Below are 18,105 nucleotides of genomic sequence, written 5' to 3' on the forward strand. Positions count from 1 at the left end.
AAAACGGCGCGGGGTTCATGACCCCGCGCCGTTTCTGTTTCAGGCGGCCGGGATCAGGTGTTGATCCATACCGACTTGATGTTGAGATATTCTTCGACGTGGTGGACGCCGGACTCACGGCCGTAGCCGCTCATCTTGTAGCCGCCGAACGGCACGGCGGGATCCATTGCCTGATAGCAGTTGATCCAGACCGAGCCGGCCTGCAGCGCCTTGGCGAGGCGATGGGCCTTGCTGACATCCTTGGTCCAGACGCCGCTGCCGAGACCGAACATGGTGTTGTTGGCGCGCTGCACGAGCTCGTCCATCTCCTCGAAGGCGATGGCCGAGATCACCGGGCCGAAGATCTCTTCCTGCGCGATCTTCATATTGTCCTGCACGTCGGCAAACACCGTCGGCTGCACGAAGAAGCCCTTGGCGAGATCGCCATCGGTCATGAGACCGCCGCCAGCCAAGGCCTTTGCGCCTTCGCCTGCGCCGGTGGTCAGATAGCCGCTGACGCGGTCGAACTGTTCCTTGGAGATCAGCGGCCCGAGCTGGATCGAGGGATCGACGCCGTTGCCGACCCTCAGCTTCTTGGCGAATTCGGCGACCTTGCCGACGAATTCGTTATAGATCTTCTTCTCGACGAACAGGCGGGTGCCGGCGCTGCAGATCTGGCCGGAATTCGCGAACACCGCCATGGCGGCGCCGGGAACGGCGGCGTCGAGATCGGCATCGGCGAACACGATGTTCGGCGACTTGCCGCCGAGTTCAAGCGACACGCGCTTGAGGTTGCCGGCCGAGGCGCGGATGATCGACTGACCGGTGAAATGCGAACCGGTGAAGGCGACCTTGTTGACGTCCTGATGCGAGGAAAGCGCGGCACCGGCAGTCTCGCCATAGCCCGGGACGACATTGATGACGCCTGCGGGGAAGCCGGCTTCCATCGCCAGCTCGCCGAGGCGCAGCGAGGTCAGCGGCGCTTCTTCGGCCGGCTTCAGCACCACGGTGCAGCCGGTGGCGATGGCGGGGCCAATCTTCCACACGCTGGCCGAGAGCGGCGAATTCCACGGGATGATGGCGCCGACGACGCCGACCGGCTCCTTCAGCGTGTAGGAGAAGATCTGGCCCGGGAGCGAGTTCTCGATGGTCTCGCCATAGATCAGCGTGGCCTGGCCCGCATAGAAGCGCAGCATGCCGAGGATGCGCTGCTTGCCGGCGAAGGTGCGGCTGACCGGCGCGCCCATGTCGAGCGTGTCGAGCAGCGCGAGTTCGTCAAAATGCTTTTCGACGAGCTCGGCGAATTTCAGCAGCAGCGCCTGGCGCTCATACGGCTTGACCTTGCTCCACGGACCGTCGAAGGCCCGGCGGGCGGCGGCAACCGCGAGGTCGATATCCTTGGCATCGCCTTCGGCGACGGTGGCGAGCAGTTCGCCGGTTGCGGGGTTGTGCGTTTCGAACTTCTTGCCGGACTGCGCGTCAACCCATTTGCCGTCGATCAGCATCTGCTTGTAGGAGCCGTTCGCGTAGGGATGCGCGGTGGCGGAGATTGGCTGCATCAAGCCCATGATGATCCTCCCGGAGGTCTGAATTTTTCTGCCGTTGTGGCGCGCGGAATATATCGTTTCCGTCTGACGGGTAAAGCTGTGGAACTGGCCGCGCGCTGCATGGGAGGTCTACGTGCGCAATTCATCAGTGTGAATTCGCGTCTGGACTCATTCAATCGAGCGCGTGGACCCAGCGTCCGAAAATACGGCTTGCCCGATCCTGCAATTGCGGTGCGACAGATACGGTCGCCGCGCGCAGTTGCGTCACCGGAATGCCGGCGGCGGCCAATTCGAGGGCATGGCCGACATACCATTCCTCGAGCTGCCGCGGATCGGCTTCGAGATGAAATTGCAAGGCCAGTGCATTACGACCGTAGGCAAATGCCTGGTTCTCGTAATGCGCGTTTGAGGCGAGCCGCATGGCGCCGTTAGGCAGGTCGAATGTGTCGCCATGCCAATGCAGAACCGCTGCGCCGTCTTCGGCGAGCGGTGCGAGGCACGTCGCCGCACCTTGCTCCGTCAGGGTGATGTTGCCCCAGCCGATTTCCTTTGTGGCGCCGGCATAGACGCGGGCGCCCAGCGCGCGGGCCATCAGCTGCGCGCCGAGGCAGATGCCGAGGGTTGGGCGATCCTGCTTCAGCCGCCGTTCCAGCAGCTGGATCTCGCGGGTGAGAAACGGATAGGCCTCGGCCTCATACACGCCGATCGGGCCGCCCAGCACGATCAGGAGATCGGCATTTTCGATGGACGGATGAGCGAGGTCGTCGATGGCGGCCTCGCAAAAGGCGACATCCCAGCCTGCACGATCCAGCACGGACGACAGCAGGCCGAGATCCTCGAACGCCACATGGCGCAAAGCTACGGCAGAGCGCCGGTGACGGTTCATGGAAGGCTCACGCAAAGACGGGTTTTCACACGATCGTTATATCGCCATGAATATATCGATAAACCCGCTTTTGCGCGCTGCAACCATGTTCAGTTCAGACGTTCAGGTTCATCCAGACCGCTTTGGGCTCGGTAAAGTTCTCCAGGGCCGCATCGCCATGCTCGCGGCCGAAGCCGGAATCCCGCGATCCGCCCCAGGGCAGCCGGACATCCGTGTAGCCATAGGTGTTGATCCACACCGTGCCAGCCTTCACGTGCTGGGCGAAGCGCTGCACCCGGCCGATATCCTTGCTCCAGACGCCGGCGGCGAGGCTGTATTTCGTACCGTTCGTCTTGCGGATCGCATCCGCCTCGTCGCTGAAACGGACCACGCTGACGACGGGGCCGAAAATCTCTTCCTGCGAAATGCGCATGTCGTGATCGACATTGGCGAAGACCGTGGGCGCGACGAAATAGCCGCGATCGCCGATCCGTTCGCCGCCGGTAGTGAGCTTCGCGCCTTCCCTGGTGCCGATATCGACATAGTCGAGTACGCGCTTCATCTGCGCTTCCGAGACGATCGGACCCATGGTGACGCCGGCTTCGCGGGGATCACCAACCTTGATGGCGCGGGCGCGGGCGGTGAGCCGCTCGACCACTTCGTCATAAACGGAGTCGTGGGCGAGGACTCGGGAGCCGGCCGAGCAGACCTGCCCGGAATTGAAGAAGATGCCCGATGCGGCAGCCTTGGTGGCTGCATCGAGATCGGCATCGTCAAAGATCACATTGGCGGATTTTCCGCCGAGTTCGAGCGTGACGCGTTTGAGATTGCCGGCCGCACCGGCCAGAATCTCGCGACCGACGGCCGGCGAGCCTGTGAAGGTGACCTTGTCGATATCGGGATGATCGACGATGGCGCGGCCGGCGATCCTGCCGTGTCCCGGCACGACGTTCAGCGCGCCCGGAGGCAGGCCGGCTTCAAGCGCCAATTCGCCGATCCGCAGTGCAGAGAGCGGTGTAATCTCGGCAGGCTTCAGCACCACCGTGCAGCCACAGGCCAGCGCCGGCGCGATCTTCCACATGCCGATCATCAGCGGGAAATTCCAAGGCACGATGGCGCCGACGACGCCGATCGGCTCGCGCACCGTATAGGTCAGTGCATCCGGCCGCGCGGGGATCACCTGGCCGCTGATCTTGTCGGCCCAGCCGGCGTAATAACGCAGCGTGTCGATCGCCGCGGGCAGGTCCTGACGCTTGACCGCCGCCAATGGCTTGCCGGCGTCGAGGCTTTCCAGCGCGATCAGTTCTTCGGCGTGATCTTCGAGCAGCTGCGCCAGCCGCTGCAGCACGAGACCGCGATCGGCGGCGCGCATGCGGCCCCATGGACCTTCAAACGCGTTGCGCGCAGAGATGACGGCGCGATCGATATCGGCGGCATCGGCCTCGGCAACCACGGCGATGATCTCGCCGGTGGCGGGATTGAGAACATCGAAATAGCGCCCGGACAACGGCTCAACCTGTTGTCCGTCGATGAGAAGCCGCTTGCGCATCACTTCTGTGGTGGATGCGAGTTCGGCACTGGAAATCTTCTGCATGAGATCCTCCCTGGTATGCCAGAGATGGGATCAGCAGGGACATCAGCAGTAAATATGATAACGAGAGACAAAGAACGGCTGCAGATATGAAGTCACGAACATATCTTAGCCAAGAAAATGAGGGGAGGCGATGCGGATCGACATCGAGACCGTTTGGCGTTTTCGCAAGCCCGGCTCGCGGCAGCCGACAGCGGTGATGCTCTCTTTCCTCAAGGATATCAGCGAGACCGGAAAGATCACCGTCGCCGCCAGCCGTCATCACATGTCGTATCGCCATGCCTGGAGCCTGGTGAATGACTGGTCGATATTCTTCGGTACGCCCGTGGTCGCGCGCAGCAAGGGCAAGGGGACGCGGCTGACAGCATTTGGCGAGAAGCTCGTATGGGCGGGCGAACGTCTCGAAGCGAGACTTGGTCCGCAGCTGGAAAATCTCGCCCAGGAGCTTGCCACTGAGTTGAAAGAGTTTCTGCCCGGGCATCCCGCGATCATTCGGGTGCATGCGAGCCATGGTTTCGCTGTGCCGAAACTGCGCGAAATGCTGAATGCCGCAGGCGGGATCGGCATCGATCTCCGTTACGTTGGCAATCAGACGTCGCTGGTTTCTCTTGCGCATGACACCTGCGATCTCGCCGGCGTGCATCTGCCGTGTGGTGAGCTGCGCAAGCAGAGCGTCAATGCCTGCAAGGAGTGGCTCGACAATCGCATTCATCGTGTCATTGGATTTGCGACACGCGAAATGGGGCTGATGGTGAAACGCGGCAATCCGCTGCGCATCACGTCGATGGAGGCACTGGTCAACCCGGCCATCCGCTTCGTCAATCGCGATCAGGATTCCGGCACGGGTCTGCTATTCGATCAGATCCTGCATCAGCACAAGATCGCGCCGGAGCAGATCAATGGCTACGAGCAGGTCGAGTTCACCCACGCTGCTGTCGCTGCTTATGTGGCAAGCGATATGGCCGATGTGGCGTTCGGTGTGGAAGCCGCTGCATGTCAGTTCGGTCTCGATTTCGTCCGGCTGCTGACGGAAGACTACTACTTCGTCTGCCGTGAGGCTTTGCTGGAGCAAGAGCCCATGCAACACGTTCTGGCCGTGCTGCGTGGTGGGGAGTTTCGCGACGCGTTAGCCAAACTGCCGGGCTATGCCGAGTCGGACACGGGCCAAATCAAATCCGTGAACGAGGTCTTTCTCGGCAAGAAGCCCTAGCCATGCAGAAGCGGGCAGCGGACCTGCGCTGGCGATGATGTGACATGCGCTGCCGCCAGGGAATGCTATAGGCAACGATCGCGCTGCGAATTCAGGAGATCCCCATGACACATCCCGCACTGTCCGCCGGCTCTGTTGCCGTCATCACCGGAGGCGCGTCGGGTATCGGCCTTGCCGCGGCGGTCGCGTTTGCGAAACTGGGCCTGCGTATTTGCATTGTGGATATCGGCGACGACCGCTTGAGCGGCGCAGCAGCCAAGATCGCAGGAGAAGCTCCAAGTGGGCGTGACGCTGTCATGACAGCCAATATCGATGTCAGCGATCTCTCGGCGATGTCCAAACTGGCGGCAGACGTTCAGCAACGTTTTGGCACCTGCGACGTCCTGATGAACAATGCCGGCATTCAGGTGCCGACTTCGGCGATCGGTCCGCGTGACAATTGGGAGCGGCTGATCGGCGTCAATCTGTGGGGCGTCGTCAACGGCTGCCAGGCTTTCGCGCCCAACATGATCGCAGGCATAAAGCCGGGCCTGATCATCAATACCGGCTCCAAGCAGGGCATCACAACGCCGCCCGGCAATCCAGCCTATAACGTCTCCAAAGCCGGCGTGAAGGCCTATACGGAAGCGCTGTCGCATGAGCTGCGTAACACAGATGGCTGCCAGATCACCGCGCATCTGTTGATCCCGGGCTTTGTGTTTACCGGGCTCACGGCGGGCGATCGCAAGGAGAAACCAGCTGCGGCGTGGACACCGGAGGAGACGGTGACGTTCATGATGCAGCGGATCGACGCGGGCGACTTCTACATCCTTTGCCCAGACAATGACGTGCCGCGCGCACTCGACGAGCGGCGCATGCTGTGGGCGATCGACGACATCGTCGAGAATCGCCCGGCGCTATCGCGCTGGCATCCCGACTATGCCGATGCCTTTGCCGAATTCGTGAAGACCAAATAATCAATCAGGGAGTGACGCAGTGGATTACGTTAAATTCGGAAATACCGGCCTCGAAGTCTCAAAGCTGTGTCTGGGCTGCATGACCTATGGCGTCTCGGATCGCGGGTCGCATGCCTGGACATTGGATGAAGAGAACAGCCGTCCACTGATCAAGCAGGCGATCGAGCTCGGCATCAATTTCTTCGATACGGCCAATGTCTATTCGGACGGTACGTCGGAAGAGATCGTTGGCCGCGCGTTGAAGGACTTTGCCAAGCGCGACGATGTGGTGATCGCGACGAAAGTGTTCAACCGCATGCGCCCGGGGCCGAACGGCGCTGGTCTATCGCGCAAGGCGATCATGACCGAGATCGATCACTCGCTGCGTCGCCTGGGTACTGACTATGTCGATCTCTACCAGATCCATCGCCTCGACAAGAAGACGCCCATCGAGGAGACGATGGAAGCGCTGCATGATGTCGTGAAGGCCGGCAAGGCGCGCTATATCGGGGCCTCCAGCATGTATGCCTGGCAGTTCGCCAAGGCGGTCTACACGTCGCGGCTGAATGGCTGGACCCAGTTCATCAGCATGCAGAACCACGTCAACCTGCTCAACCGCGAAGAAGAGCGTGAGATGCTGCCGTTCTGCGCCGATCAGGGTATTGCCGTGATGCCGTGGAGCCCGCTCGCCCGCGGCCGCCTGACCCGGGCCTGGGAAGAGACCAGCGAACGCCAGAAGACCGACGAATTCGGCAAGGGGCTCTATGTCCAGGCCGAGCAGGCCGACCGCAATATCGTTGAGCAGGTGGCGGCCGTTGCCAAGGCCCGTGGCGTGCCCCAGGCACAGGTTGCGCTGGCGTGGCTGCTGCAGAAGCCGGATATCACATCGCCGATTATCGGGGCGTCCAAGCCGGCGCATCTGACCGATGCGGTGGCGGCGCTGTCGCTCAAATTAACGAAGGAGGAGATCGCCTCGCTGGAGGCGCCTTACGTCCCGCATGCGGTGGCGGGCTTCGGTTAGTAAAATATTTCGCCTCCGTGCCGGCTGGGCTGGCACGGAGGTATCGTTCAAATGCGCTGCAAGAAATCAGCTAAATCTCTGGTGGACATCAACTATCCCGGCAACTGCAGCCAAGCGGTGCCCTCCGGCGCGGCTGGATGATCGCAGAAACTCGCCTGTGGATTCTGCAACCCCGGAAAGAGCCCCTTAACCGGTAATCATGCACGCTCATAAATGCCGATGAGGACTCCGGTATCGTTTAATATTGATGCAACGCCTAGCCGATAATTGAAGGCAACCGAAAGCGTGGCAGGAGATTTTTGTGACCCAACTCGATTCTGAAATAGATGACCTCGTTGCCGCCTGCCATGGCGATACCCGTGGCGTTGTCGGCGCGCTCATCATGGTCAACCGTCAGCTCGAAACCGAACTGGCCGAGCTCAAGGCTCAGCTCGCCGCCCGAGAGGCAGAGCCGGCACGTCTGCACGCCGTTCTGCACTAAGTCACCTCAGCGATCTGGCCTGGACGTTAGTCGCCGGATGGATCGCTTTGCAGCAGGCGACCGACACGCCTGATCAGATCATCGACGGCGAAGGGCTTCGTCAGCACTTCCATACCGCGTTCGATATGGCCGTGATTGAGCACGGCATTCTCCGCATAGCCCGTAATGAACAGAACCTGCAGCCCCGGTCGCAGCGCGCGTGCGGCTTCGGCGACCTGTCGGCCGTTCATTCCGCCGGGCAGCCCGACATCCGTGATCAGCAAATCGATGGGCGTGTCCGACTGCAGGACCTTGAGGCCGGATGGCCCATCTCCAGCTTCGAGGCAAGCATGGCCGAGATCGGACAGCGCGTCGGTCACCAGCATGCGCACGGTCGGCTCATCATCGATCACCAGCACCGTCTTGCCAGAGCCTGCATCGATCCATTCGGCGTCGTGGCTATCGCCGACGATGTCTTCCTCGCCATGATGCCGAGGCAAATAGATGCAGACCATGGTGCCTTGGCCGACTTCGGAATAGATCCGGACGAAGCCGTGGCTCTGCCGGGCGAAGCCGTACACCATCGACAGGCCCAGGCCGGTGCCTTGGCCGATCGGTTTGGTCGTGAAGAACGGATCGAACACCCGGTCGAGATTGATCTTGTCGATGCCGGTGCCGGTATCACTGACGCAGATGCTGATATATTGCCCGGCATCCAGTCCACGTTCGCGCGCACCGCGCTCGTCAAGCCAGCGGTTGCCAGTCTCGATGGTGATCTTGCCGCCATCCGGCATGGCATCGCGCGCATTGATGCAGAGATTGAGCAACGCATTTTCAAGCTGGTTGGAGTCGACCAGCGTGGTCCACAGGCTGGCCGCTCCGATCGTCTCGACATCGATGGCGGGACCGACCGTGCGACGGACCAGTTCGGCAAAATCCGGCAGCAAGCGATTCACGACGAGGGGACGCGGGCTCAGTGTCTGCTGCCGTGAAAATGCGAGAAGGCGGTGAGTCAACGCTGCCGCGCGGCGCGCAGCGCCCTGGCCGGCGGACAGGTATTTTTCGACATCCGCATGCCGGCCCTGTGCCAGACGTGCGCTGATCATCTCGAAGGCGCCCGAAATGCCGGCGAGGAGATTGTTGAAGTCGTGGGCAAGGCCACCGGTCAGTTGGCCGACCGCCTCCATCTTCTGCGCTTGCCGCAATGCGCCTTCGGCTTTTTCGCGATCGGCAAGAGCCTCGGCGATTCGGCTTTCCAGCGTTTCATTGAGTTGCTGTTGTGCAGCCTCCGCGCGAACGCGATCGGTGACATCCTTGAACAGCACGGCGACCTGACGGTCCTCGATGGGCCCCACGCGAAACGAACTGACTTCGAGATGGCGGCCTGTGGCCACTAGTTCTCGCCTGAAGCGGATGACCTGGCCGGTACGCAATACGCTGCCATAGAGTTCGACCCAGCCGTCCGCTTCCTCGCCCACCATTTCGCGCAGCTTCTGTCCGACGACATTCGGTATGCCGGTATGCCGGGCATAAGCGGCATTGGCCTCGATGTGCAGGTAGTCGCTGAGGGGACCATGCGGACCATCGAAGAACTCGATGATGCAGAAGCCCTCATCCATGGACTCGAACAGGGTCCGATAACGATCCTGTACCGCAGCGGCAGCAGACCGTTCATTTCTCTCGTCGGCAATGGTCATCGTTTCAAGCTTTTAAACAAAAACGGTCCGGCGGGATTAGACGTCACCATCAATACCCAGAACCTCGGCGATACCGCGCGCGAGGTTCTCCATGGTGTAGGGCTTTTGTACAACGATCCGGGCGCGATGATCCATCGGGAGTTTGGCCTGCTCGCCATAGCCGCTGGCGAACAGGAAAGGCACATCCATTTCGAGCAGACGGTCGGCGATGCCGAAGCTGGTCTGGTCGCCGAGATTGATGTCCAGGATCGCAATCGATGGCTTGAAACGCATCAGGCTGTCGAATGCGGCTTCCGCTGTGGATGAGGTTGCGACCGATGTCGCACCGAGGCGCGTGATGATGTCCTCGGCATCGAGAGCAATGATCAGGCTGTCTTCGACCAGCATGACGGTCTTGCCGACCAGCAGGCTTGGCGGCGGCTTCGGCGCGTGGCTGTGGGTCGGGCGCATCAGCTTGATGGCAGGCCCTGCATGGTTCTTCGGCTCTGACACATGACGGGCCGGAATGGAAAAGCGCGCGCTGAAACCGCTTGCGCCATACGTCGCTTCAGCGGTGCCGCCGAGATCATAGGGGACTGAACGCTCGACGATGGTCGTGCCAAAACCTTTGCGGGTGGGCGGAGTGACCGGTGGCCCGTCTGTTTCGCGCCACGTCAGAACAAGGTCACGATTGCGCTCGCGATACCAGTCGATACTCACCCGCCCCTGCGGCGAACTGAGGCTGCCATATTTGGTGGAATTGGTGACGAGTTCGTGCACCACGAGGGCCATGGTCGAATAGGCGGATGGGTTGAGCAGGGTCGGCGGCCCGTTGGCGCCGATCGCTTCCGGTCGGTCGGCGAAGGCGGCGGCTTCGGCGTCGATGAGTGCCTGCAACGGCGCGGGCCCCCAATGATCGTCGGTGATCTGATTATGCGCGCGCGCCAGCGCATGGATACGGCCATCGACGACTTTGACGAATTGCTTCACCGCATCTTCATCCGGCTGCGACTGCCGGATCAGGCCGCGGATGACACCGAGAATGTTGCGGACCCGGTGATTGAGTTCTGCGATCAGCAATTCCTGTCGCGCGCTGGCCTGATGCCGTTCGGCGGCCGCCTCATCGGCAAGGCGCAACACGACTTCGATCAGCGTGGCACGCAGTGTCTCGGCGACGCGGATCTCGGACGACGTAAACGGCTTCGAACGTCCTTCGACCAGTTCCTTCCATTCCGCAAAGCTTTCGCGTGGCGAGAGGCGCGGGCCGTTCGGGCCGTATTCGATCGGCTTGTGCGGATCTCCGGCCCAGCGCACCGAGCGGATCAATTCGGATCGAAACAGCACGACATAGTCGCGTGGCGAGCGTGAGATCGGAATCGCCAGCATGCCCGCAACGTCCGAGGAATATTCCTTGGCGCCATCGACGAGAGACGAGATGTTGTCCGTCGCAAATACCTTTCCGGCTGCCGTGCCATTGAGGGCGCGCACGATGCGACGAAAACCGTCGGTCGGCGGCGTGATGCCGGAGAAAGCGTAGCTGCCATTGATCCAGACGCCGACGCCTTCCGCTGAAATGGCATGGGTGAGAATGTCGGCGAGCCAGTCGGGATCTTTCAGTAGCGTTTCGTCAGACGCAACGGCGCCAAGCAATTGATCCGAAATATCCCGGGCGCGGCGCTCATATTCCATGGCTTCCCGGCGCTCACGGCTCTCCAGCCGCATCGAAAACATCTGGGCAAACAGCTCCGCGACGGAACGCTTTTGAAACGCGGGGCAGCGTGCGGAATAGTGATGGCATGCGAATAAGCCCCACAGCTCGCCCTCGACAATGATCGAGATCGAGAGAGAGGCACCGACGCCCATGTTCTTGAGATATTCGATATGTATCGGCGATACCGATCGCAGCACCGATAGCGATAGATCGAGCGGACGCCCGTCTTCGTCGCGCTCTGGCAGTATCGGTACGGCCGGAGCATGCACATCGGTGATGATGCGCAACAGGTTTCGCTTGTAGAGTGCACGCGCCTGCTGCGGGATGTCGCTGGCTGGATAGTGCAGGCCTTTGAAGGTTCCAATGCCCGAACGGCAGGCTTCGCCGACGACTTCGCCCGAGCCTTCCGGGTCGAACTTGTAGACCATGACGCGGTCGTAACCGAGAAGCCCGCGAATCTGTCGCGCGCCTTCGCGGAAGAACGCACTCATGTCCGGAGCCTGATCGAGCCGGCTGACCATTGAGCGAACCATGGACGTGGTGTCGCTGCGCTCACCGGTCGAAGGTTCCGCCTCAATGACGATCTGGCCGCCCGACATGTGCAAGGCCACATCGAATGTCGCTGCTCCCTTGACGAGCTCGCAGCCGAACAAGCGCTCCACTGCGTCCTGGCCGCGAAGCAATGCCACGCGATTCCGTAAATCGTGGATCGCCATCGATGGCAGGAACTCGGCAAGCGGCTGGCCGATCATTTCCTGATGCGTGCGCCCGATGAACTCTGCGGCGTTCGCGGACATGCGCGCCACGATCCAGTCCGAGCTCACTGCGATCAAAAAGCCGATCGGCTGTATGGCGCCGAGGATATGGATGGGTTCTCGATCGCAATTGGTGAGATCAACCCGGAATTGGTGTTTGTTCACTCGGTCCGTAGCCTGACATGGAAAATGGCGATGCTAAACGGGCGATAACGCCGCGTATCGCTTTAGGTTCCATGTCGGCATATCTGGATGACGGGGGCCTCGCCGTGTGGGGGATGCCGCGAAACAATGGCCGGCACTATTGGCAATCACGCAGGCTGAAAATCTGCAAGTCGGATCATTCGCCTTGAACGTTGATGGCCCGCAATTCGGCGCGCGTTTCGCGAACACCAGGGAAGCTCTTGCCGAGCTGTCGCGCCTTCTTCTGCACGGATGCCGTATTGCGATTGAGCGCGCTGGCAGCGCGCATCAGCGATGAGCCTTGCTCCGCCAGTATGATCAAGCGGGCAATGTCGTCGTCGGACCATTTGCGAGTGATGAGGCGAGGCATTCTGATTGATCGATCGGATATGACAGCGTCAGTACGCCCTGGGGCTGCTCGATGTGAGCTCGTCTCGAAAAACTAACGCATGAAAAACATCGCGTCGGTCCGCTATCGGACATAATAGGCGAACAGCAATGTTCGTATGGAACGCCGAGCGGCAGGCTTTGTTGCTTCCTCGTTGCGTTTGTTCGCGACCGTCTGCCGCGGGAGCGCCGGCAGAACAGCCGATGACCCGGAAATAGATCGAAGGCATCACGAATTGACGTGAATTTCGAAACCCTGTGTCGGCTACCGGACCGACATGGTTTGGACAGACAATTATCCGTATTTGGTCTGAAGGGTGGGGATCACGATGATCCGCTCCGACCACGGGTAAGTTGACTGCGCTCCCTTCGGTACTGACACGGGAGCAACTATGCGAAGGCACGACAACAGCCTGTTATCGCGTATCGACACTTCAATATTCGATGAATTGGTCAAGCATGCGACGCTCGTCGAGTTGAGGCAGGGCGATGTTCTTGCCGAGTCGCATGATGTTGTCGACAAGGTTTACTTTCCGCATGAAGGGATCATCTCATGCGTGGTGGAACTCGCGGGTGGCGGCGCAATCGAGACCGGCATGATCGGCCGGGACGGCTCGTTTGGTGCCGGCATGGCGCTTGACGACAGGATTTCGCTCAATCATTCGGCCGTTCAGGTTGGCGGTGTCGCGTCGGTTTTTGATGCAAAGGTCATTGTGCAGTTCGCTGACAAGCATCCGTCGTTCCGTCGCCTGCTGATGTCCTACGAGCATTTCCATCTCGCACAGGTGCAGCAGACGGCAGCATGCAATGCCGTGCATTCGGTGCAGGCGCGGACATGCAAGTGGCTATTGCGCATGCGCGAGCTGGCCGGCGACGAACTCACCGTGACGCAGCAGTTCCTCGCCCAGATGATGGGTGTGCGCCGCACAAGCGTGACGGGCGTGGCTATCGAGCTTCAGAAGGCCGGTATGATCTCGCATAGCCGTGGCCGGATCCACATCATGGATGTCGAAAAGATCCGCCGCTGGGCCTGCGAGTGTCACGAGGATGTGCGCCAGCACTATATTCGTCTTTTCCCGCCGAGTGTCGGCTAGCGTGCAGATGGCGCGCGCGCAAAGGGATAGGCTCATCTCCTGAGTTTGCCGGAGTGTTGCTCATGAACCGGACAACAATCTGCAAGGCGCAGGCACTCATGTGCCGCGAGCGCGCCGGGCATCGCGGGGTGGATGAGGTCTTGTGGCTCGCCAGAGCGCAGCGATGGGATCGTCTGGCGGATAGCAACGAACCTGCTGTCGGTGTTCGTGAGACCGCGGCAAAGGTAAATTCGCTGCAAGCGCAAGATCGTGAAGGCGGTACTCCGCCGGCGGAAGCGTATTCGCGAAACTAGTTTTGCGACGGCAAGTTGTCACTCATTGTATGAGCGGCCGCGATCATGACCAGGTATTTCATCCATCTCGTGGATGGCGAGGACGTCATCTGCGATCCCGAAGGCAGTGACCTTCCCGGTATGGCCATCGCGCGTGAGCAGGCAGTGCTATCGGCGCGTGAAATTCTGGCCGAGGCGATCAAGGCCGGTAAGCATCACATCCCGCGTTTCGTCGTGGTGGTCTCGGAAGGCGGTAACGAGGTTGCCGTGATAGACATCAGGACGATGTTGCCGTCCTGTCTGGCGTAGATCGATCTATCCGCAAACGCGGTTCGCCCGGCGAGGCGATTCCACCCTGGTTGCTGCGCTTTCCAGCCCAAGCGTAATGCTGTGTATGAGCGATACAATTGATTGATCTAACGCAAGTCTGCGGCAAGCATTGTCGGGTATCGAAACATTGATCACTTGGGGCTGATGATCCGTTGAGTCGCCCAGGTGCGTATCGATGGAGGATTGTATGCCCCGGCAATTTGGCCTCAACACCATCTCCTCAAACACCCGAGCGTCACTGGCCAGGCGTCAGGCCATGACATCTGACCGGGCTGCGGCCAGCACAGAAGACAAGCTTTCCCAACAATCATCGGTGCAGGAACTCGCTTCCCTCAACGCGGCATTGCCCTTCGCGCCGGCAAGCTGGCGAGGGTCTCGGGGCCGTCGATCGACCTCAGCCGACTGAGCTACGCCGCCTGTATGCGCAGGTATCGCCTCTGATCGCTACGCTTGGCGGTGGTTCGGGTTTGGATGGTGGGCGCACAAGGGATCGAACCTTGGACCTCTCCCGTGTGAAGGGAACGCTCTCCCGCTGAGCTATGCGCCCGGACGTCGGTTCCAGAATGTATTCATTCCGAAAGCCTGCACACGAAACGGCCGAGCGGTGCCCGGCGATGCGTGACGTCAGTGGCGCGATTTAGGGAATAGGGGGCAGGGTGTCAAGCGCACCCGGCCGGACACCCGCAGATAATTGGACACGGAAGCCCAAAAGGTGGTTTCAGCCGGGCTGGCGGGCGCGTGAGGCGTGCGACTGCAGGGCCCGGATGCGGTCTGCCAGCGTGCTGTTGGGGGCAAATCCGACGTCATTGGCGGGGCGCGGCTGGTTGGCGCTAGGATCTGCCGCCAGAATGGCCTCGATCGGCGAATTCGGCCCTTCCAGCGCCATCGCCATCTTCGCCACTTCGGCGGCGATGTCATTGATGCGCTCGCGCAGGATCGCGTTTTCCGTCCGCTCGGTGGCCCAGGCGTTTTCGGCCTGCTGATGGATGGTATTGAGGTCGCGCTGCAGTTTGGCGCGTTCCTCGCGCGCAACGCTCAGCTCTTGTTCGGCGGCGAGCCGCTCCGCGCGGAGCTTCTCGACAAGCGCCGAACTGCGGCCGCCGGCATTGGCGGCGATTTCCACGCGCAGGTCGCGCGCGATCTGCTCGGCCGCCTCGTTGGCCTGCCGCAATTGTGCATTCTCGAAATCGCGCTCGGCGAGCTGCTTGGTCTGTTGAAGCGATTGCTGCTCCAGCACGTCGATGCGATTGCCGAGCACCTCGGCTTCCTTGACCTGGATCGCCAGCTGCTGATCAAGGTCGGTGACGCGCTGACTGAGGCTTGCGACGCGTGCGCGCGCTTCCAGAAGGTCGCGCGTTGCGGTCTCGGATTCGCCGCGCTGCAGTTCAAGCTTGTGCTGCGTGGTAGAGAAGTCCTGTTCGGCGAGGCCGAGGCGGCTGCGCAGCTCTTCAACCTGGGTGCGGACGGCCACCAATTCGATCTGCCGGTTTTCGGCAGTCTGCGTGCGATCCGACAATTCACTGTTGAGGCGGGCAAGTTCGTTCTGCTTGTCGACCAGGGCGCGTTCGGCAGCGGCGAGCGCTTCGGTCTTTGCCGTAAATTCGTTCTCGGTCGTGGCCAGCTTTTGTTTGACGGCCGTCTCGCGCGCCTCGAGATCGAAGATGCTGGCAGTCTTTTCCGTCAGTTCGACCTTCATGCGGTTGAGCGCGTCGGACTTCTTGCCGAGTTCAGCCAGCTGATTGGTCGTCTTGCTCTTGAGCTGGTCGACGCTCATTTCCAGGCGTCGCGCCGACATTGCAAATTCGGCGCGGAGCTGGTCCTTGTCGGCCTGGATTTCAGCCATCGACAGCGGCGTCGCAGCTTCGAGGCGGCGTGTGGTCAGCCGGACGGCGCGATTATGCACCAGTGGCATGACCAACAGGCTGCACAACATCGCGGCCAGAAAACCGATCGCCAGATACATGATCGGCTCGACCATGGCAGAGTGCTCCCACGCAGAAGATTGTCGCGGTTAACATGCCATGCAGCCACAGGCAAAGACAGCTTAGCGCTTCGTTAACCTTTACGCCGCGGCGGGCTCGGGCGCCCGGTTAGAACGGATTCCAGGTCGCCGTCGGCGTAAATTTGAGGTAGCCGATATTGGCGCCCAGACGCAGACCCAGGCCGGAACGGATCGGCACCAGCACGATATTGTTCGCCGTCAGGGCGGTCATGCCGAAGCCGCCTATGATATAGGCGGAACCGTCGATGCCGCCGAAACGCTGATAGATCGCCTGGGTGGCCGGCAGGTTGTAGACCAGCGTCATGGTGCGTGCGCCGTCGCCGCCCCAGTCGAAGCCGAGCGAGGGGCCCTGCCAATACACGCGCAGGTCACCCGCATTCTTCGTGTAGAGCGTGCCTTCACCGTAGCGGAGGCCGGCCACGATGGCGCCGGAGCCTTCCTCGCCGAGAATGTAGCCATTCGGCAGGCCCCACTGGCTGACGGCTTTTTCGATCACCGAAGCCAGCCCGCGTGAGACATTGCCGAAAAAGCGATGACCGGCATTGACCAGTTCGTCCGACCGGTAGCTATCGGGCGCTGGGCCGCGCGAGGCCTGTTGGGCCGATGCCGGCGAGAAGGCGAGTGCAAGCGCTGCAAGCGCCAGCGCTGCAAGGCGTGATGCGAAGGTCATGAAAAGAACCCCTGGTATTCAATCTAGCGACCGCAGCTTTAACCGGATGCTGAGAAGCACGGCGTCTAATCCGCGGTCAATGTCCCCGACTCCTCTATAATATCGGTATGAACTATGACGGCACAACGGCGGGATTGGAGCGGTTTGGGCCGCGGAATTGCCTTGATCTTGCTGGCGATTCACCTGTTTGCGACCAGCGCGGGGGCCGGAACGACCGAGCGTGTGGTCACCGATCGCTATACCGGGCTGGCAATTGGCGGTTTTGATCCGCTGGCCTATTTCGTCGAGGCTGAGGCCGTTGCGGGCCTGCCGGACTTCGAATTGACGGAGGAAGGTGCCGTTTGGCGCTTTCGCAATGAAGGCAACCGTGCCCAGTTCATTGCGCATCCGGACATCTACGGGCCGCAATTCGGGGGTATGACCCCGTCGATATGGCCCGCGGAATCGCCATCGCGGGCAATCCGCGGTTCTGGCTGGTGTCCGGGCAGCGGCTCTATCTGTTCGGCCGCGAAGACAATCGCGACAGTTTTGCCGCAACGCCGTCCCGGTTCCTGCCCGAGGCTGTCAAACGCTGGCCTGCGGTACAGGATACCCTGGCGCGCTAGGCAGCCGCGCCACGGCCGCCCCAGGCGATGAACTCCGGAATGATGAAATCCTCTCTCCGGCCGCCGAAATGCAGCGGCTGGCCGTGGCTGTCGGCGACAAAACCGCCCGCCGCAACCACCACCGCATGGCCCGCGGCAACGTCCCATTCGCATGTGGGAGACAGGCGGGGATAGATATCCGCCTGACCTTCGGCCACGCGGCAGAATTTCAGCGCCGAGCCGAATTCCTGCCTGACGGCGCCCGGGCGACTGGCGATGAAGGCTTCGCTGCGGAGGTCGCCATGCGATCGGCTGACAGCCGCAACCCATGGCTGGTCCCGGTCTGGTATGGTCCGTGCCTTGATCGCCGTCACTTTCCCGATGCTGAGGTCTGGCCGGATCTCGACGCGTTCGGCGCCTTGCCCGACCAGTCCACGCCAGATCAATCCGAGCGCGGGGGCGCCGACGATGCCGAGTAAGGGCGTGCCATCGACGATCAATGCGATGTTGACGGTAAATTCCTGGCGGCCGGCGACGAACTCCTTGGTCCCGTCGAGGGGGTCGATCAGAAACAATGCGCCGGCATAAGGCGGCTCGGCGAGGTGCAGCCGCTCCTCGGAGAGGGTCGGAATGCCGGGAAACAGTTTGGCCAGTCCTTCGCTGATCACATGATCGGCCGCGAGATCGGCTTGCGTCACCGGCGAGCCGTCGGCTTTGCCATCGATGGTCATGCTGTTCCGGTTGACCGCGAGAATGGCGGCGCCGGCTTCAGCGGCCAGCTGTGTGAGCGGCTCCAGCAGCGCAGCTGCGGTACTCATATCAAGGGACGGTCG

General features: G+C 61.3%; 15 protein-coding genes, 1 tRNA gene and 1 pseudogene. 7 read left to right on the forward strand and 10 right to left on the reverse strand.

Going from position 1 to position 18,105, the window contains the following annotated elements; genetic code table 11:
• Window positions 1-53: 53 nt before the first annotated feature.
• The 3 genes from RPMA_RS08155 to RPMA_RS08165 all read right to left on the reverse strand — a co-directional run bounded on the left by RPMA_RS08155 (window position 54) and on the right by RPMA_RS08165 (window position 3,985).
• Entirely contained in the window at window positions 54-1,547 is a 1,494-nt protein-coding gene (locus tag RPMA_RS08155) for an aldehyde dehydrogenase family protein (protein ID WP_211912341.1), read from the reverse strand.
• Window positions 1,548-1,698: 151 nt separating this feature from the next.
• Window positions 1,699-2,412: a glutamine amidotransferase gene (locus RPMA_RS08160; RefSeq protein WP_211912342.1), complete on the reverse strand. Its 714-nt coding sequence runs from the start codon at window positions 2,410-2,412 to the stop codon at window positions 1,699-1,701.
• 94 nt (window positions 2,413-2,506) lie between these two features.
• Complete coding sequence (locus tag RPMA_RS08165; RefSeq protein WP_211912343.1) at window positions 2,507-3,985, reverse strand: aldehyde dehydrogenase family protein; 1,479 nt, start codon at window positions 3,983-3,985, stop codon at window positions 2,507-2,509.
• Window positions 3,986-4,115: 130 nt separating this feature from the next.
• Here RPMA_RS08165 and RPMA_RS08170 point away from each other — a divergent pair, with 130 nt between their 5' ends.
• From RPMA_RS08170 to RPMA_RS08185, 4 genes are all read left to right on the forward strand, one after another.
• On the forward strand, window positions 4,116-5,192 hold the full coding sequence (locus tag RPMA_RS08170; protein WP_211912344.1) for a substrate-binding domain-containing protein: 1,077 nt from the start codon (window positions 4,116-4,118) through the stop codon (window positions 5,190-5,192).
• 104 nt (window positions 5,193-5,296) lie between these two features.
• Complete coding sequence (locus tag RPMA_RS08175) at window positions 5,297-6,148, forward strand: SDR family NAD(P)-dependent oxidoreductase (RefSeq protein WP_211912345.1); 852 nt, start codon at window positions 5,297-5,299, stop codon at window positions 6,146-6,148.
• Window positions 6,149-6,167: 19 nt separating this feature from the next.
• On the forward strand, window positions 6,168-7,148 hold the full coding sequence (locus RPMA_RS08180) for an aldo/keto reductase (RefSeq protein WP_211912346.1): 981 nt from the start codon (window positions 6,168-6,170) through the stop codon (window positions 7,146-7,148).
• Between the two features lie 301 nt (window positions 7,149-7,449).
• On the forward strand, window positions 7,450-7,629 hold the full coding sequence (locus tag RPMA_RS08185) for a hypothetical protein (RefSeq protein ID WP_249225593.1): 180 nt from the start codon (window positions 7,450-7,452) through the stop codon (window positions 7,627-7,629).
• A gap of 26 nt (window positions 7,630-7,655) precedes the next feature.
• Here the strand turns inward: RPMA_RS08185 and RPMA_RS08190 are convergent, their stop codons facing one another.
• The 3 genes from RPMA_RS08190 to RPMA_RS08200 all read right to left on the reverse strand — a co-directional run bounded on the left by RPMA_RS08190 (window position 7,656) and on the right by RPMA_RS08200 (window position 12,303).
• The gene (locus tag RPMA_RS08190) at window positions 7,656-9,305 is read right to left on the reverse strand and encodes an ATP-binding protein (RefSeq protein WP_211912347.1); all 1,650 of its coding nucleotides are present in this window, start codon (window positions 9,303-9,305) and stop codon (window positions 7,656-7,658) included.
• A gap of 36 nt (window positions 9,306-9,341) precedes the next feature.
• The gene (locus RPMA_RS08195; RefSeq protein WP_211912348.1) at window positions 9,342-11,915 is read right to left on the reverse strand and encodes an HWE histidine kinase domain-containing protein; all 2,574 of its coding nucleotides are present in this window, start codon (window positions 11,913-11,915) and stop codon (window positions 9,342-9,344) included.
• A gap of 175 nt (window positions 11,916-12,090) precedes the next feature.
• Window positions 12,091-12,303, reverse strand: a complete 213-nt coding sequence (locus RPMA_RS08200; RefSeq protein WP_211912349.1) for a hypothetical protein — start codon at window positions 12,301-12,303, stop codon at window positions 12,091-12,093.
• 409 nt (window positions 12,304-12,712) lie between these two features.
• Here RPMA_RS08200 and RPMA_RS08205 point away from each other — a divergent pair, with 409 nt between their 5' ends.
• Window positions 12,713-13,414 carry a Crp/Fnr family transcriptional regulator gene (locus RPMA_RS08205; protein ID WP_211912350.1) on the forward strand — a complete coding sequence of 234 codons (702 nt, stop codon included), beginning with the start codon at window positions 12,713-12,715 and terminating at the stop codon, window positions 13,412-13,414.
• A gap of 338 nt (window positions 13,415-13,752) precedes the next feature.
• Window positions 13,753-13,995 (forward strand): DUF6894 family protein, encoded by a 243-nt coding sequence (locus tag RPMA_RS08210; protein WP_211912351.1) that lies wholly within the window; start codon window positions 13,753-13,755, stop codon window positions 13,993-13,995.
• A gap of 493 nt (window positions 13,996-14,488) precedes the next feature.
• Here the strand turns inward: RPMA_RS08210 and RPMA_RS08215 are convergent.
• From RPMA_RS08215 to RPMA_RS08225, 3 genes are all read right to left on the reverse strand, one after another.
• Window positions 14,489-14,563: transfer RNA gene (locus RPMA_RS08215), tRNA-Val, on the reverse strand.
• A gap of 171 nt (window positions 14,564-14,734) precedes the next feature.
• The gene (locus RPMA_RS08220) at window positions 14,735-15,994 is read right to left on the reverse strand and encodes a coiled-coil domain-containing protein (protein WP_211912352.1); all 1,260 of its coding nucleotides are present in this window, start codon (window positions 15,992-15,994) and stop codon (window positions 14,735-14,737) included.
• Between the two features lie 112 nt (window positions 15,995-16,106).
• Window positions 16,107-16,688 (reverse strand): DUF1134 domain-containing protein, encoded by a 582-nt coding sequence (locus RPMA_RS08225; RefSeq protein ID WP_211912353.1) that lies wholly within the window; start codon window positions 16,686-16,688, stop codon window positions 16,107-16,109.
• A 114-nt stretch (window positions 16,689-16,802) separates the two neighbouring features.
• Here RPMA_RS08225 and RPMA_RS08230 point away from each other — a divergent pair.
• Window positions 16,803-17,293, forward strand: a pseudogene (locus RPMA_RS08230) (YHS domain-containing (seleno)protein).
• On the opposite strand, the gene cysQ reads toward RPMA_RS08230, so the two are convergent.
• Complete coding sequence (cysQ, locus tag RPMA_RS08235) at window positions 17,290-18,090, reverse strand: 3'(2'),5'-bisphosphate nucleotidase CysQ (protein WP_328516569.1); 801 nt, start codon at window positions 18,088-18,090, stop codon at window positions 17,290-17,292. The pseudogene RPMA_RS08230 and the gene cysQ sit on opposite strands and share 4 nt — an antisense overlap.
• Window positions 18,091-18,105 lie beyond the last annotated feature (15 nt).

This window comes from Tardiphaga alba (assembly GCF_018279705.1).
GTDB classification, from domain to species: Bacteria; Pseudomonadota; Alphaproteobacteria; order Rhizobiales; family Xanthobacteraceae; genus Tardiphaga; species Tardiphaga alba.

Bases quoted from the DNA above. Each gene is read 5' to 3' on its own strand.
- RPMA_RS08155 (WP_211912341.1), bottom strand. From the start codon at position 1,547: ATGGGCTTGATGCAGCCAATCTCCGCCACCGCGCATCCCTACGCGAAC.
- RPMA_RS08160 (WP_211912342.1), bottom strand. From the start codon at position 2,412: ATGAACCGTCACCGGCGCTCTGCCGTAGCTTTGCGCCATGTGGCGTTC.
- RPMA_RS08165 (WP_211912343.1), bottom strand. From the start codon at position 3,985: ATGCAGAAGATTTCCAGTGCCGAACTCGCATCCACCACAGAAGTGATG.
- RPMA_RS08170 (WP_211912344.1), top strand. From the start codon at position 4,116: ATGCGGATCGACATCGAGACCGTTTGGCGTTTTCGCAAGCCCGGCTCG.
- RPMA_RS08175 (WP_211912345.1), top strand. From the start codon at position 5,297: ATGACACATCCCGCACTGTCCGCCGGCTCTGTTGCCGTCATCACCGGA.
- RPMA_RS08190 (WP_211912347.1), bottom strand. From the start codon at position 9,305: ATGACCATTGCCGACGAGAGAAATGAACGGTCTGCTGCCGCTGCGGTA.
- RPMA_RS08200 (WP_211912349.1), bottom strand. From the start codon at position 12,303: ATGCCTCGCCTCATCACTCGCAAATGGTCCGACGACGACATTGCCCGC.
- RPMA_RS08205 (WP_211912350.1), top strand. From the start codon at position 12,713: ATGCGAAGGCACGACAACAGCCTGTTATCGCGTATCGACACTTCAATA.
- RPMA_RS08210 (WP_211912351.1), top strand. From the start codon at position 13,753: ATGACCAGGTATTTCATCCATCTCGTGGATGGCGAGGACGTCATCTGC.
- RPMA_RS08220 (WP_211912352.1), bottom strand. From the start codon at position 15,994: ATGGTCGAGCCGATCATGTATCTGGCGATCGGTTTTCTGGCCGCGATG.
- RPMA_RS08225 (WP_211912353.1), bottom strand. From the start codon at position 16,688: ATGACCTTCGCATCACGCCTTGCAGCGCTGGCGCTTGCAGCGCTTGCA.
- cysQ (WP_328516569.1), bottom strand. From the start codon at position 18,090: ATGAGTACCGCAGCTGCGCTGCTGGAGCCGCTCACACAGCTGGCCGCT.